The 14,836-nt window shown below is 60.2% G+C and carries 18 protein-coding genes; 15 read left to right on the plus strand and 3 right to left on the minus strand.

The genetic code is table 11. The features are described from left to right. Nucleotides 1-87 precede the first annotated feature (87 nt). On the plus strand, nt 88-717 hold the full coding sequence (locus ACOOFN_RS13315; protein ID WP_420432282.1) for a trimeric intracellular cation channel family protein: 630 nt from the start codon (nt 88-90) through the stop codon (nt 715-717). Here the strand turns inward: ACOOFN_RS13315 and ACOOFN_RS13320 are convergent. Both ACOOFN_RS13320 and hemB read right to left on the minus strand, forming a co-directional pair. Then, nucleotides 714-1,853, minus strand: a complete 1,140-nt coding sequence (locus ACOOFN_RS13320) for a trans-sulfuration enzyme family protein (protein WP_420432284.1) — start codon at nt 1,851-1,853, stop codon at nt 714-716. The two genes, ACOOFN_RS13315 and ACOOFN_RS13320, sit on opposite strands and share 4 nt — an antisense overlap. Next, complete coding sequence (gene hemB, locus ACOOFN_RS13325; RefSeq protein WP_420432286.1) at nt 1,846-2,832, minus strand: porphobilinogen synthase; 987 nt, start codon at nt 2,830-2,832, stop codon at nt 1,846-1,848. The genes ACOOFN_RS13320 and hemB overlap by 8 nt, the downstream gene beginning before the upstream one ends. A gap of 84 nt (nt 2,833-2,916) precedes the next feature. Between hemB and ACOOFN_RS13330 the strand changes: the two genes are divergently transcribed. The 6 genes from ACOOFN_RS13330 (at nt 2,917) to ACOOFN_RS13355 (ending at nt 8,141) form a co-directional block, all read left to right on the plus strand. After that, complete coding sequence (locus ACOOFN_RS13330) at nt 2,917-4,053, plus strand: isobutyryl-CoA dehydrogenase (protein WP_420432288.1); 1,137 nt, start codon at nt 2,917-2,919, stop codon at nt 4,051-4,053. Beyond that, nucleotides 4,050-5,111: an enoyl-CoA hydratase/isomerase family protein gene (locus ACOOFN_RS13335; protein WP_420432290.1), complete on the plus strand. Its 1,062-nt coding sequence runs from the start codon at nt 4,050-4,052 to the stop codon at nt 5,109-5,111. Before ACOOFN_RS13330 ends, ACOOFN_RS13335 begins: the two co-directional genes overlap by 4 nt. Nucleotides 5,112-5,114: 3 nt before the next feature. Beyond that, on the plus strand, nt 5,115-6,008 hold the full coding sequence (gene mmsB / locus ACOOFN_RS13340) for a 3-hydroxyisobutyrate dehydrogenase (RefSeq protein ID WP_420432292.1): 894 nt from the start codon (nt 5,115-5,117) through the stop codon (nt 6,006-6,008). 72 nt (nt 6,009-6,080) lie between these two features. Continuing rightward, entirely contained in the window at nt 6,081-6,572 is a 492-nt protein-coding gene (locus ACOOFN_RS13345) for a MarR family winged helix-turn-helix transcriptional regulator (protein WP_420432294.1), read from the plus strand. A gap of 100 nt (nt 6,573-6,672) precedes the next feature. Then, nucleotides 6,673-7,887 carry a 5-aminolevulinate synthase gene (gene hemA, locus ACOOFN_RS13350; RefSeq protein WP_420432296.1) on the plus strand — a complete coding sequence of 405 codons (1,215 nt, stop codon included), beginning with the start codon at nt 6,673-6,675 and terminating at the stop codon, nt 7,885-7,887. A gap of 23 nt (nt 7,888-7,910) precedes the next feature. Then, a complete protein-coding gene (locus ACOOFN_RS13355; RefSeq protein WP_420432298.1) occupies nt 7,911-8,141 on the plus strand; it encodes a DUF6898 family protein in 231 nt (76 codons plus the stop codon). Nucleotides 8,142-8,149: 8 nt separating this feature from the next. Here the strand turns inward: ACOOFN_RS13355 and ACOOFN_RS13360 are convergent, their stop codons facing one another. Continuing rightward, nucleotides 8,150-8,575, minus strand: a complete 426-nt coding sequence (locus ACOOFN_RS13360) for a MucR family transcriptional regulator (RefSeq protein ID WP_420432300.1) — start codon at nt 8,573-8,575, stop codon at nt 8,150-8,152. Nucleotides 8,576-8,796: 221 nt separating this feature from the next. On the opposite strand from ACOOFN_RS13360, the gene glyA reads away from it, so the two are divergent. Genes glyA through thiL form a run of 8 tightly spaced genes read left to right on the plus strand, consistent with a single transcriptional unit; the run spans nt 8,797 to nt 14,819 of the window. After that, nucleotides 8,797-10,077: a serine hydroxymethyltransferase gene (gene glyA, locus ACOOFN_RS13365; RefSeq protein WP_420432302.1), complete on the plus strand. Its 1,281-nt coding sequence runs from the start codon at nt 8,797-8,799 to the stop codon at nt 10,075-10,077. 9 nt (nt 10,078-10,086) lie between these two features. Next, nucleotides 10,087-10,572, plus strand: a complete 486-nt coding sequence (gene nrdR / locus ACOOFN_RS13370; RefSeq protein WP_420432304.1) for a transcriptional regulator NrdR — start codon at nt 10,087-10,089, stop codon at nt 10,570-10,572. A gap of 20 nt (nt 10,573-10,592) precedes the next feature. After that, on the plus strand, nt 10,593-11,243 hold the full coding sequence (locus ACOOFN_RS13375; protein ID WP_420432306.1) for a RibD family protein: 651 nt from the start codon (nt 10,593-10,595) through the stop codon (nt 11,241-11,243). Continuing rightward, the gene (locus ACOOFN_RS13380) at nt 11,244-11,846 is read left to right on the plus strand and encodes a riboflavin synthase (RefSeq protein WP_420432308.1); all 603 of its coding nucleotides are present in this window, start codon (nt 11,244-11,246) and stop codon (nt 11,844-11,846) included. 3 nt (nt 11,847-11,849) lie between these two features. After that, a complete protein-coding gene (gene ribB / locus ACOOFN_RS13385; protein WP_420432310.1) occupies nt 11,850-12,974 on the plus strand; it encodes a 3,4-dihydroxy-2-butanone-4-phosphate synthase in 1,125 nt (374 codons plus the stop codon). Continuing rightward, complete coding sequence (gene ribH / locus ACOOFN_RS13390) at nt 12,971-13,396, plus strand: 6,7-dimethyl-8-ribityllumazine synthase (RefSeq protein ID WP_420432312.1); 426 nt, start codon at nt 12,971-12,973, stop codon at nt 13,394-13,396. Before ribB ends, ribH begins: the two co-directional genes overlap by 4 nt. After that, complete coding sequence (gene nusB, locus ACOOFN_RS13395; RefSeq protein WP_420432314.1) at nt 13,396-13,851, plus strand: transcription antitermination factor NusB; 456 nt, start codon at nt 13,396-13,398, stop codon at nt 13,849-13,851. The genes ribH and nusB overlap by 1 nt, the downstream gene beginning before the upstream one ends. Further along, nucleotides 13,848-14,819, plus strand: coding sequence for a thiamine-phosphate kinase (gene thiL / locus ACOOFN_RS13400; protein ID WP_420432316.1), 972 nt, complete (start codon nt 13,848-13,850; stop codon nt 14,817-14,819). Before nusB ends, thiL begins: the two co-directional genes overlap by 4 nt. Nucleotides 14,820-14,836 lie beyond the last annotated feature (17 nt).

Here is a 14,836-nt window from a genome sequence, read left to right on the forward strand (position 1 = left end):
AAGCGGTGTAACGACTTTTCCACAATCGTGGTCGGCTGAGTATTCAACAGGAAATATTTGCCGCTTTTCAGATGGTAGTTTCCAAAAATGAATGTTGAAACGCTTTTCCTTGTGCTCGATTTCGCCGGCATCGGACTGTTCGCGTACTCGGGCGGCATGTTGGCGGCGCGCAAGGAACTCGACCCATTTGGAGCGGCCATACTGGGCGCCGTGACCGGCATGGGCGGCGGCACGCTACGCGATGTTCTTCTCGGCGAAGCGCCGGTCTACTGGGTGGAGGCGCCTGGCTATCTCTGGATCGCGCTCGCGGGTGCACTGCTCGGATATTACACGTCGCCTTGGGCGCAGGCGGTCGCTACCCGGCGTGCCGCACTGGCATGGGCCGATGCAGTCGGCATGTCGGCATTCTGCGTGCTCGGCGCGCAAGCCGGCCTCGCCGCCGGGGCGCACTGGTCGATCGCGCTTCTGACCGGGGTGATGAGCGCAGCGTTCGGCGGCCTTCTGCGCGATATCATCGTGAATGATGTCCCTTTGGTCTTGCGCGCGGAAATCTATGCGCTGGCGGCACTCGCCGGCTCTGGTGCCTATGTTCTCGCGGTAGCGTTCGGGATAGGTGGTGGCACAGCGGCCATTGTCGCGGCGCTGATTGCTTTCATCATTCGCGGCTGCGCTATCCTGTTCAACTGGACGCTGCCACCGATTGGCAAGGTGGGCTAGAGCGCCGCGAGCGCTCCCTTCAAATCCTCGATTAGTGCGTCAGCGGGCTCTATACCGCACGAAATCCGAACAAGGTCATCGGGTGTTGGACTGGCGGGCCCCTCGATGGGCTGGCGATGCTCGATCAGGCTCTCAACCCCGCCAAGCGAGGTCGCCTGGATGAAGACGTCCGTCGTAGCTGCCAGTCTTCGCGCTGCTTCGAAGCCGCCTGCCAGGCGCAAGGACAGCATGCCGCCGAAACCGTTGGTCATTTGACGGGCAGCGATCTCATGACCGGGATGGTCCGGCAATCCCGGATAAAGCACATGTGACACCGCCGGGTGAGCGTTCATGGCTTCGGCTACTGCCATCGCATTGGCGCTCTGGCGCTCGAACCGCAGGAAGAGCGTGCGCAGACCGCGCATCAAAAGCCAGCTGTCAAAAGCGCCGGGGACGGCGCCGGTCCTGTTGTGGACCTCGTAGATCTCGGTCCAACGGGTGGTTGTCTCCCGCGTCGAGAGGACACCGGCCAGGACATCGGAATGACCGTTGAGGTATTTTGTCGCCGAATGCATGACGATGTCGGCGCCCAGTTTCAACGGCCGGGTCGTGCAGGGCGGGGCGCAAGTCGAGTCGATGCCCAGCAGGGCGCCCGCGCCATGCGCGATGTCTGCACAAGCGGCGATGTCTGCGATCTTCCAGGACGGGTTGGCCGGGGTCTCGATCCAGACAAGGTCGGTTTCGGCCTCGCGCACCGTGCTGGCAAGCGCGTCCGTGTCGCCGGGTTCAACAAATTCGACCGTCAACCTACCCTTGCCGGCCAGGTGGTTCAAAAGCGCCTTCGCGCCGTAATACATCTCAGTCTGGGCAATGACATGTCCGCCGGTGGGAACCGTGTCAAAGACCGCGGCGATGGCCGCCATGCCTGACGCGAAAATCCGCGTGTCCGCGGCACACTCGAGGTTTGCGATCACGGTTGCGACATGGCGCTCGGTGGGTCCGTCGGGCCGCCGGTAGTCGGACGGGCCGATCAGCGCACTATCGGAATCGCGTGCGAAAGTGCTGGACGGATGGATCGGCGGGATGACGGCACCGGTTTCGCCGTCGATCGTGTGCAGCGCCTGGACGGCGGCGATTTCTCGGTCGCGGTCAGCCATTCAGGGCCTCGGCTGCACGCGGCGCGAAATAGGTGAGAATGCCAGCAGCGCCGGCGCGCTTGAACGCCATCAGGCTTTCCATCATCACCCGGTCGCCATCAATCCAGCCATTGGCAGCGGCGGCCTCGATCATCGCGTATTCGCCGGAGACCTGGAAGGCGAGGGTGGGTACGCCGAAGGTCTCGGAGACGCGCCGGACGATGTCGAGATAGGGCAAGCCCGGCTTGACCATGACCATGTCGGCGCCTTCGTCGAGGTCGAGCGCAACCTCGCGCAACGCTTCTTCTGTATTGGCCGGATCCATCTGGTAGGTCTTCTTGTCGCCCTGCAGAACCGCTCCAGAGCCGATCGCCTCGCGATAGGGGCCGTAGAAGCCGGAGGCGTATTTCGCAGCGTAGGAGAGGATCATCGTGTTGCTAAAACCGCTGTCCTCGAGTGCATCGCGAATGGCGCCGATGCGCCCGTCCATCATGTCGGACGGGGCGATGACATCACAACCGGCCTCGGCCTGGACCAAGGACTGGCGGATCAGGCTGGTGACAGTCTCGTCATTCAGGATCATCCGATCTTTCAACACGCCGTCATGTCCGTGCGTGGTGAAGGGATCGAGCGCAACATCGCAAATCACACCGACATTCGGCGCGGCATCCTTGATGGTGCGAATGGCATTCGGCACGAGGCCATCCCTGTTGAAGGCTTCTTTGCCCTCTTCGTCCTTCCGGGCGGGATCAATGTGCGGGAACACAGCCATCGCAGGTATGCCCAGGGCTTCGGCACGCCTGGCGGCGTCGGCCATTGCCTTCAAGCCCAGGCGTTCGACGCCTGGCATGGCGGCGACTGGTTCGGTCGGGTCGGCGCTGTCGGAGACCACCACCGCCCAGACGAGATCGTCAACCGTCAGCGTGTTTTCGCGGACCAGCCGGCGGGACCAGTCGGCCTGACGCAAGCGGCGCATGCGCGTGGCTGGAAATGCGCTCATCGTGTTCTACCCTCGCAACTTGCCGAAACGCGTTGTCCACGTTAGGGCTTCGCGGCCCCAATCTGAAGCCTTATGGAGCTTTCCTTGCACTTCGAGCTGAGTGAAGACCAGAGCCTGATACAGGACGCGGCGCGCCGTTTCGCCGACGACCGTTTGAAGCCGTTCGCCGCGGAGTGGGACGAGACCAAGCACTTTCCGGAAGACATTCTGCGCGAGGCCGCCGCGATGGGTTTTGCCGGAATTTATACCGGCGAGGCGCATGGCGGTTCGGGAATGTCCCGGCTAGATGCATGCCTGATATTCGAGCAATTGTCCCGCGGCTGCCCGTCGACGGCGGCGTATGTTTCCATCCACAACATGTGTGCCTGGATGATCGACAATTGGGGCAATGACGATCAGCGCGCACAATTCCTGCCATCGCTGATGACGATGGAGAAATTCGCCTCCTACTGTCTGACAGAGCCCGGCGCCGGGTCGGATGCCGGCTCGCTGCGCACCAAGGCGGTTAGGGATGGCGAGGATTACATCCTCAACGGCTCGAAGGCCTTCATTTCCGGCGGAGGCCGCTCCGACATCTATGTCGTGATGGCCCGCACCGGTGGCGAGGGCCCGTCAGGTATTTCGACCTTTGTCGTCGAGAAGGACACGCCGGGCCTCTCGTTTGGTGCCAATGAGAAAAAGCTGGGCTGGAATTCGCAGCCGACCGCGGTCGTCAATTTCGAGGATTGCCGCGTTCCGTCGGCCAATCGGCTCGGCGAGGAAGGGATCGGCTTCAAGATCGCGATGAATGGGCTCAATGGCGGTCGCGTGAACATCGGCGCTTGCTCGCTCGGCGGGGCGGCTGAAGCACTGGATGTCGCCTGCGATTACGTCCAGTCGCGCCAGCAATTTGGTAAGCCGATCGCGGGCTTTCAGGTTACCCAGTTCAAGCTTGCCGACATGGCGACAGATCTCGAAGCTTCGCGGCTCATGCTCTACCGTGCGGCAGCGGCGCTGGACCAGAAAAACCCGGCGGCACCTAAATACTGTGCCATGGCCAAGCGCTTTGCGACGGACGCCTGTTTCGACATTGTCAACCAGGCGCTGCAACTGCATGGCGGCTATGGCTATCTCAAGGATTATCCGATCGAACGAATCCTGCGTGATCTCCGGGTCCACCAGATCCTCGAAGGGACCAACGAGATCATGCGCGTGATCATCGCCAAGGACGTATTGAAATGACCGACGAGATCATTGCCCGAAAGGTCGGCCAGCTCGGCCGCATCACGCTCAACCGCCCGAAAGCGCTGAATGCGCTGACGCTGGACATGGTGCATGCCATGATCGCCGCGCTGCAGGCGTGGAAGGACGATGACGACGTCCAGGCCGTGCTCGTGGATGCGGAAGGCGAGAAGGGTTTTTGCGCCGGTGGCGACATTCTCATGCTGCACAATAGCGGCAAGGCCGGCGGCGAAGACGCCTGGCGTTTCTGGCACGATGAATACCAGCTCAACACGCTGATCCAATCCTATCCCAAGCCGTATATCGCCTTGATTGATGGCATCACGATGGGCGGCGGCGTCGGAATTTCCGTCCATGGATCCCATCGCGTGGCCGGCGATAAGACCACATTCGCGATGCCGGAAACCGGCATCGGTTTCCATCCGGATGTCGGTGGTGCGTATTTCTTGCCCCGTTTGCCGGGCCAGATTGGCATGTGGATGGGGCTGACGGGCGCGCGGCTGAAGGCGCCGGACTGTGTCGCCACCGGACTGGCCACGCATTACTGCCCATCGACCCAGCAACCGGCGCTGATTGAGGCGCTGCAAGGTGCAGACCTGGCGGCGGACGCTGACAAGCTGGAAGACGTTCTCGAAGCCCATTCCGGCGATCCGGGCACGTCGGATATTGCGATGATTCGTGGTCTGATTGATGCGGCGTTTGACGGCCATGACGTACCGCAAATGGTGTCGCGCATGGAAGGTGCCGGCGATGAGTGGTCGGCCAAGCAGGTTAAAATCATGCGCACGAAATCGCCGACAGCGATGGTGCTGACGGCGAAATGCCTGCGCCGTGGTGGCGATCTCGCTTTCGAGAATGTGATGCGCCAGGATCTGCGCGTGTCGATGCGTTGCCTTGATGGTACGGACTTTTACGAAGGTGTCCGCGCTGTCATCATCGACAAGGACAATGCGCCGAACTGGTCGCCGTCGGATATTCACGATGTGGATGCGGACGCGTTGGACGCGTATTTCAAACCGCTGCCGGACGATAAAGAACTGTCATTCCTGGGAGAGTAAGCCATGGCCACGATCGCATTCATCGGACTGGGCAATATGGGCTCCGGCATGTGCGCCAACCTGGCGAAGGCCGGCCACGATGTGCGCGCTTTCGATCTCAGCGCTGACGCGGTGAAACGGGCTGAGTCAGCCGGTGCGACCGGAGTCGCCAGCGCAGCCGAAGCGGTTTCCGGCGTGGATGCGATTGTCACGATGCTGCCGGCGGGGCGGCATGTCCGTGCCGTCTACGAAAACGAAATCTTTGATGCGGCGGCGGCTGGAACAGTGATCATGGATTGCTCGACGATCGACGTTGCGACGGCCAAATCGGTTGGTGAAGCGGCGGCTGCCAAGGGATTCCTTTTCGTCGATGCGCCAGTGTCAGGTGGGGTTGCCGCGGCGGATGCCGGGACGCTGACCTTCATGGTCGGCGGTCCTGAAGCCGCCTTTGCGAAAGCTGAGGAATTCCTTGCTGTCATGGGAAAGGCTGTCATCCACGCGGGCGATGCGGGTACCGGACAGGCCGCCAAGATCTGCAACAACATGTTGTTGGCAATCACCATGATCGGCACGTGTGAGGCCTTTGCCCTGGCTGACAAGCTGGGTCTCGACCAGCAGAAATTCTTCGACATTTCATCCAAGGCGTCGGGCCAGTCCTGGTCTATGACCAGCTATTGCCCGGTGCCGGGCCCGGTCGAGACGTCGCCGGCCAATCGTGGCTACAAGCCTGGATTTGCCACGGCCATGATGTTGAAGGACCTCAAGCTGGCCATGGATGCCGCGGCGACCGCGGGCGCGTCGACGCCGCTCGGGGCGCAGGCCGAGGCGCTCTATGCGATGTTCGACAATCTCGACGGCCGCGATGCCGATTTTTCAGGGATATACAAGCTCATCGCGGGCAGCTGGGGACGCGATTAATCTGATTTTAGCCTGTTGAAGGTACATTCCCGGCAAAACAACAAAATGTTTTGGGTGGAATGGAGAACCGACATGGCCCTTGCCGAGTCGATGACGCCAGCTGCGGGTGTCCGCGCTGACTACCTTGAATTGCTGCAACGCGTCGAGCGCCTTCACCGGCAGCTTCTGGATGTGGTGAAAGACGAGCTTGATCGCGAAGGTATCCGGGATCTGACCAGTGTCCAGGCGTTGTTGTTGTACAATATTGGAGACCAGGTGCTGACCGCCGGCGAGCTGAAATCGCGCGGTCATTATCTCGGATCGAACGTGTCCTACAATCTGAAGAAGATGGTGGATCTTGGATTCGTCAATCAGGAGCGCTCCAATGCCGACCGCCGGACCGTGCAGATCAGCCTGACGGACTCTGGAAGAGACGTTAGCGACCGCTTGACGGCGTTGTTCGACCGGCAATCTGCAGCGCTGGAGCCGTCTGGCGGGCTGCCTACGGATACGGTTGAAGCGACCAATACTGCGCTGGACCGGCTGGAACGTTTCTGGAGCGATCACATCCGATTCCGGCTGTAATTTTTCTGCCTGCGGCGAAAAGACCAACTCGCAATAGTGCTGATTTCGTTTAGTACGGTCGTAATCGGTTTCGACAACGGCTTTGCTTGGCATTTCAGACATGGATTATCAGGACGCATTCAAATCGGCTGTGGCGCGGGTAAGGGCGGAAGGCCGTTATCGCGTATTTGCCAACCTTCGCCGCTATCGCGGCGAATTTCCGAAGGCCCGCTACAGGACTGAAAACGGCGATATTCGCGACGTCGTCGTCTGGTGTTCAAACGATTATCTCGGCATGGGTCAGAAGCCCTGCGTTACCGAATCCATGAAGGGCGCGATCGATGATGTCGGAGCCGGGGCCGGCGGCACGCGCAATATTTCCGGCACTACGAATTATCATGTCGAGCTGGAGCGTTCGCTGGCCGATCTGCACCAGAAGGAATCGGCGCTGTTATTCACGTCCGGCTATATCGCGAATGAGGCAACGCTGGCGACGCTCGGCAAGATCCTGCCGGGCCTGATCGTTTATTCCGATGCACTGAACCACGCATCGATGATCGAGGGTATTCGCGGTGCGCGCTGCGAAAAACATGTCTGGCGTCATAATGATGTCGCGCATCTGGAAGAGTTGCTGAAGGCGGCTCCGTATGACGCGCCCAAGCTGATCGCCTTTGAATCGGTGTACTCAATGGACGGCGATATCGGTCCGATCGAGGCGGTCTGCGATCTCGCGGAAAAATACAATGCGCTGACCTATCTCGACGAAGTCCACGCCGTTGGCCTTTACGGGCTGCGTGGGGGCGGCATTGCCGAACGCGACGGACTCCTGGACCGCATCGACATTATCGAGGGAACGCTCGGCAAGGCATTCGGCGTGATGGGTGGTTATATCGCCGCCGATGCCGAATTGGTCGATGCCATCCGGTCCTGGGCGCCTGGCTTTATCTTCACGACGTCGCTGTCGCCCGCTCTGGCTGCGGGCGCGCGCGCAAGCGTTGAATATCTGAAATCGGCCCACGATCTACGCGAACAACATCAGGAGCGGGCCGCAACGCTGAAGCAGCACATGCGCGCGGCCGATCTGCCGGTAATGGACAACGAAACGCACATCGTGCCGCTGTGGGTCGGCGATCCTGTCATGTGCAAGCGGCTGTCGGATGCACTTCTCGATGATCACGGAATCTATGTGCAGCCGATCAATTATCCGACGGTCCCGCGGGGAACGGAGCGGCTGCGCTTTACGCCGACGCCAGCGCACGATGACGCAATGCTCGACCAGCTGATCGACGCGCTGCAAGAGGTCTGGGTCCGGTTCAAGGCCCGGCGGGTCGCCTGACTTCGCAACGTAAACTGTCCGACGTGCTCGCTGGCCGCGAGATTATTTTCGAGTTCATCGATACCGGTCCCGCAATCCGCGTGGCGGCGATTGACGTCGCGACAGGTGAAGAGGTTGTGATCCAGTCGCCTAAATCCGCAGCCCGTGCCGATATGGAAAAGGTGGCGGCGGCCAAGCTGGCCCGAAAACTCGGCCTGACCGGCAAGAAAAAACGGCCGGATGAAAAATCACCCGGCCGTGGCATCAAAATCTGATCCGATCGTTACTTGCTCTTGCGACCGCCCCGACCGAGACCGATACTCTTGGCAAAGCTCGAGCGCTTGCGCGAATACGCTGGCGCAACCATCGGATAATCCGATGGCAATCCCCATTTGCGGCGATAATCGTCTGGCGACATATCGTACTGCGAGCGCAAATATCGCTTCAGCATCTTCAACTTCTTACCGTCTTCCAGACAAATAATATGGTCGTCTGTAATAGACTTGGAAATCGGAACGGCCGGTTTTGACTTCGGTTCGGGCTTGGCTGCTGTGCCGCTAATTTCACCCATGGTCGCATGAACGGACCGGATGAGGTCAGGAACATTTTCGGCGGGTACGGAATTGTGTGTCAGAAAAGACGCGACGATGTCCGTCGTCATGCGCAGCAATTCTTCTTCATCAATTACCGAAATGGGTTCGTCCGTCATAACAGCTCCATATTGATAGAAATCATGAGCCTAGATTGCTCTTTACTCCCGTGATGTAGGATTCGCTGACGGGAATATCAATCAACTTTTGCGGTATTCGATCAGTATCAGCAGGCTGTTGTCAGCTGCGCGAGTGGCGAGGGTGCACGAGTCGCGTTGTCAGCCTACGTGCTGCGACCTATGACTTGTTGAAGCATCCGCTCGCTGCAGGAGTAAATCACGTGTCGTCCGAGTTTTTCAGTGCTTCGCTGGCCGAAACCGATCCGGATGTGGCGAAAGCCATTGGCCAGGAAATCCGCAGGCAACAACAACAGATCGAGCTGATTGCTTCGGAGAACATTGTATCGCGGGCGGTGTTGGAGGCACAGGGATCGCCGCTGACCAACAAGTATGCAGAGGGTTATCCGGGGCGCCGCTATTATGGCGGCTGCGAATTTGTCGATATAGCTGAAGATCTGGCGCGGACGCGAGCAAGGGAATTGTTCGGTGCGGCTTATGCCAATGTTCAGCCGAGCTCCGGAAGCCAAGCCAATCAGGGCGTGTTCCTGGCGTTGCTGAAACCCGGCGACCGTATACTGGGCATGAGCCTCGACGCCGGTGGCCATCTCACACATGGCGCCAAGCCGAACCTGTCCGGCAAATGGTTCGACGCCCATCAATATGGCGTTCGCGAGGAAGACGCGCTGATCGACTATGATGCGCTTGAGGAACAGGCGCGCGAATTAAAGCCGCAGATGATCATCGCCGGTGGGTCGGCGTATCCGCGCGTGATCGAATTCGAACGATTCAGGAAGATTGCGGACGAGGTCGGTGCCTACCTGCTCGTCGATATGGCGCATTTCGCCGGCCTGGTGGCGGCGGGGGCCTATCCGAACCCGATTCCACATGCCGATGTCGTCACGACGACGACGCACAAGACGCTGCGGGGGCCGCGCGGCGGCATGATCCTGTCGCGCGATGCTGATCTCGGCAAGAAGTTCAATTCGGCCATCTTCCCCGGTCTGCAAGGTGGCCCATTGATGCATGTCATAGCCGCAAAGGCGGTCGCATTCGGCGAAGCGCTCAAACCGGATTTCAAAGAGTATATCAAGGCGGTGATCGAGAATTGCCAGGTCATGGCCGAGGCGTTGAAGGCCGGCGGGTTCGAGATCGTCTCCGGCGGTACGGACAGCCATCTGGCTCTCGTCGATCTGCGTCCGAAATCGCTGACCGGCGATATCTCCGAAAAAGCACTGGAGCGGGCTCACATCACCTGCAACAAGAATGGAGTGCCGTTCGATCCGGAAAAGCCGGTGGTGACATCCGGCCTGCGGATCGGCTCGCCGGCAGCAACGACGCGCGGTTTCGGCAAGGACGAGTTCCGCCAGGTCGGGGTAATGATGGTCGAGGTGCTTGACGCGCTTGCCGCTAACCGCGATGGCGACAAGGAAGTCGAGGAATCGGTCAAGGCTCGGGTCATCGCACTGACGGGCCGCTTTCCGATTTACCCGGAATTGTCCTAGACTTGCCCGATGCGGTGTCCATTCTGCTCCAATCCCGACACACAAGTGAAGGATTCCCGTCCGGCAGAGGATGGTGCATCGATCCGCCGTCGGCGGATGTGCCCCGGCTGCTCGGCGCGGTTCACGACGTTTGAACGCGTGCAATTGCGTGAGCTTACGGTTGTGAAGCGCAACAACCGGCGCGCCCCGTTCGATCGCGACAAGCTGGCCCGTTCCGTCGCGCTGGCCTGCCAGAAACGCAACATCGATCCTGACAGAATTGACCAGATGGTGTCGGGAATCGTGCGCCGCCTGGAAAGCTCCGGCGACAGCGATGTCAGCTCGGACACGATCGGCGAGTTGGTCATGGACGCGCTGAAAGGGCTCGATCCCGTGGCCTATGTTCGGTACGCGTCGGTCTACAAGGATTTCCGGGAAGTCGACGATTTCCGCGACTTCATCAAGGGGGAAAAGCTCGCGCCCAAAGGCGCGGAGCCGCCCAAATCCAAAAAATGAATTCGGCACCGGACCGGTGTGTGACGCTGAAGCTGGCCACATCGCTGGACGGGCGGATTGCGCTTGGAAATGGCGCGTCGCGCTGGATCACGGGTGATGCCGCCCGTGAGCAAGTGCATCGTCTGCGCGCGGCTCATGATGTTGTTCTGACGGGCATTGGCACTGTTCTCGCCGATGATCCCCAACTCACTGTCCGTCTCGCAGATTTTGACGGCCAGCAGCCCGGTCGGGTCGTGCTCGACACACGCTTGCGGCTCCCGCAAACAGCAAAATTGTTTAAACCGGGCGGCCCGCTCCTGGTGTTTTGTGGTGGCGATGTTCCGGGCGGTACGCGATCGGAGATCGCAGACCGCGGCGCTCGGGTCGAGACGCTCAACCGGTTTGACGGGCCGAGCGTCAGCCTTGCGGCGGCGATTGACCGCATTCGCGCGCTTGACGGCGACCGTATCCTGATCGAGGCCGGTGGCCGTCTGGCGGCCAGCGCGCTGCGGCAGCGTGTGGTGGATCGTATCGAATGGTTTCGCGCGCCGATGGTCCTGGGCGGTGACGGAATATCCGTCGTCGCAGCTCTGGGGCTTGAGCGACTGGACGAGGCCCCCATCTTCTCCCGCGTGTCGATCGCGGAAATCGGCGAAGATACTCACGAAGTTTACGTGCGAAAGGCCGGATAGATGTTCACCGGGATTGTGACCGCCAAAGGCAAGCTCGAAGCCGTTTCCGGCGATGTCGACAGGCGGTTTTCCGTTTCCAGCCCCTATCCGGGCGACACAATCGACCTCGGAGCTTCTATTGCGCATGCGGGTGTATGCCTGACGGTGGTGAACGTCGAGCAGACCGGCAAGGAATCCGTGTTTGATGTCGAGGTGTCGCCCGAAACGCTGGAACGGACGACACTTGGCAGCTGGACGGAAGGACGGGACATCAATCTTGAAACCTCCCTGCGTATGGGTGACGAGCTCGGCGGACATTTGGTAACCGGCCATATTGATGGTGTCGGCACCGTGGTCGAGCGGGCCGAAGAGGGCGACTGGCTTCGCATTGCGATTGATGCGCCGCCAGAGTTGTCGCGCTTCATCGCGGAGAAAGGCTCAATTGCTGTGGACGGCGTGTCGCTGACGGTCAATTCAGTGGCGGAGAACCGGTTCGGATTGATGATCATTCCGCATACGGCTGAGGTTACCACACTGGGCGCACTGCAAATTGGCGCGCAGGTCAATCTTGAAGTGGACCTCATGGCACGATACGCCGCACGCCTGATGCAGGCGGAAGATTAAGGCATGCCGAACGATACACCGCTCTCGCCAATCGAAGACATTATCGAAGATGCGCGCAACGGCCGGATGTTCATCCTGGTCGATGCCGACGATCGCGAAAATGAAGGCGATCTCGTCATACCAGCGCAATTCGCGACGCCCGATGCAGTTAATTTCATGGCTCGGCACGGACGTGGCCTGATCTGCCTGGCGCTGACAGGGGAACGGTCCAACGCGCTCGGGCTCGAAATGATGTCGTCGGACAATCGCACTCGCCATCAGACCGCGTTCACGGTTTCGATCGAGGCCCGGGAAGGCGTTTCGACCGGCATTTCTGCCCACGATCGCGCCCTGACGATCGCAACAGCGATCGACCCGGCACGCAGCAAAGACGATATCGTGACACCGGGTCATGTCTTTCCGTTGATCGCGCGCGACGGCGGTGTGCTGGTGCGCGCAGGGCATACCGAAGCTGCGGTTGATGTCGCCCGATTGGCAGGACTCAATCCTTCGGGTGTGATCTGCGAAATCATGAATGAAGACGGCACCATGGCCCGGATGCCGGATCTTGTGGCCTTTGCCCAGCTTCACGGGCTGAAAATCGGAACCATCGCGGACCTGATCGCGTACCGCCGCCGAAATGACCTTTTCATCGAGCGCCGCGCCGAGGTCCCGTTCGAAAGCTATTGGGGCGGAATTTTCAATCTCGTGGTTTATCGCAGCCTGGTGGATGGTTTTGAGCACGTCGCCCTCGTCAAGGGCGATCCCGAGGCCGACCACCCGACACTCGTCCGAATGCACAAGGTCAGCTTTGTCGACGATGTTATTGCGGCTACCGGGCCGCGTTCAGGGCTGGTCGAGATCGCCATGCAATCGCTCGCGCAGCATGACGGGCCGGCCGTGATTGTATTCATTCGCGAGACCAATCTGAATGCGATCCGCGAGCGTTTCGGCGCCAAGCCGATCGAGCCGGATGAAAAGCGGGAAGAACGCCGGTTGCGCGAATATGGCATCGGGGCGCAGATACTGACCGATCTGGGCGTCGGCGAAATGGACCTTCTGACGACCGCACCGCAAACAATCGTCGGGCTTGAGGGCTACGGTCTGTCGATCCGCTCGACCTTGATGCTTGGAGACATGGACACATGAATGGCAATCCGCGGATTCTGATTGTTGTGGCGCCCTACTACAAGGAGGTCAGCGACGCGCTGCTGGCCGGCGCAAAAGCAGCGCTGCGCGAAGCGGACGTCGATATCGTCGAAGTGCCGGGTGCCCTGGAAATCCCAGGCGCTATCGCGTCGGCGGTAAAAAGCCGGACGCGTTTTGACGGGTATGTTGCTCTGGGATGCGTAATCCGTGGCGAAACCAGTCATTACGATTATGTGGCAGGTGAATCCGCTCGTGCGCTGATGGATCTGACGCTGGACGGGATTGCCGTTGGGAACGGCATTCTGACGGTCGAAAACCGCGCGCAGGCGATGGCACGCGCCGGCGATCGCGACAAGGGAGGAGATGCTGCGCGGGCATGCCTTGCCATGGTCGGATTGCGCGAACGGTTCGGAGCCGCCTGATGGATATGGACGAACAGGCGCTTGCGAAGCTCAAGCCAAAGCAAGCCGCGCGGCTTGCCGCTGTGCAGGCGCAATTCCAGTCGGAACAGGATGTGGCGTCGATCGAGATGATCATCAGTCAGTTCGTCGATCACCGGCTTCCCGAATCCGCCGATACCGACCTTTTCGAGCAGGTTGCCAAAGGCGTGGCGGCAAGCATGCCGCTGATTGATCAGAATATTGCGGGCGCATTGAACGAGAAATGGACGGTAGACCGGCTCGATCCGACGCTGCGTGCCATTTTACGCTGTGGTATATTCGAACTCATGCAAAACCGGGATTATCCAGCGGGAGCCATCCTGCAGGCCTATGTCGATGTTGCCGCGGCCTTTTTTGGCGACCGGGAAACCGCGTTCGCCAATGGCGTGCTCGACCGGCTTGCGCGGGATCTGCGTCCGCAAAATGCGAAATCGTGACCTCGCTCGGCGAATTCGACTTTATTGCGCAGTATCTTGCGCCGCTTGCGGCAGAGCATGAGGGTGCATTCGGTCTGAAAGACGATGCGGCCCGGCTCACCTGCAATTCCGGTCTGGTTGTCACCACTGATACGCTCGTGCAGGACGTTCATTTCCGGAAAAGCGACCCTTGGGATCTTGCCATCCGCAAGGCAGTACGGGTCAATCTGTCCGACTTGGCCGCCATGGGCGCGACGCCGCAAGCGCTCATGCTGTCGCTCGTCTGGCCGGATCACTCGGATTCCGCTGACATGATTGCGCTGGCCGGCGGGTTGGCTGCGGATCTGACAAATTATGGCGTTCCGCTGATCGGCGGCGATTCCACGCGCGGCGGCGACAGGCTGATTCTCACGATCACCGCCTTCGGTGAATGCGAGAAACCGGTACGCCGGTCCGGGGCCGATGCCGGCGATGATGTCTACGTTTCGGGGACGATCGGCGATGCTTCGCTCGGCCTCAATGCCAGCTGGCACGTTGCGTTGTCGGATGACGACAAGGCAGCGTTGGAACAACGCTATCTGCTACCGGAACCCCGACATGTCCTGGCGGCCGAACTCGCCAACCTGATGTCGGCGGCGATCGACGTTTCCGATGGTCTCGTCGCAGATGCCGCCCATGTCGCCGAAGCCAGCGGATTGGCGCTAGAGTTGCACTTGGCTGAGCTTCCGCTTTCGGATGCCGCCAAGAACTGGGTCGGCGCTTCCGAGGATCCCATCGAAGCGTTCGTGACGTTGGCAACCAGCGGCGATGATTACGAATTGCTGTTTTGCGCGCCGACCATTCACCGAGACGAGATCAAGCAGGTTGCTGCTGCGAGTGGCGTTGCGGCAACGCGCATCGGACGCTGCTTTGCCGGGAACGGCGTGGCACTTCTTGATGCCTCTGGCAAACCGATTGAAATTTCCCGTTCCGGGTTTACCCATTTTTGAATCGGTTCTGGTAGAGC

The organism is Hyphobacterium sp. (genome assembly GCF_965217055.1).
Taxonomy (GTDB): Bacteria; Pseudomonadota; Alphaproteobacteria; order Caulobacterales; family Maricaulaceae; genus Hyphobacterium.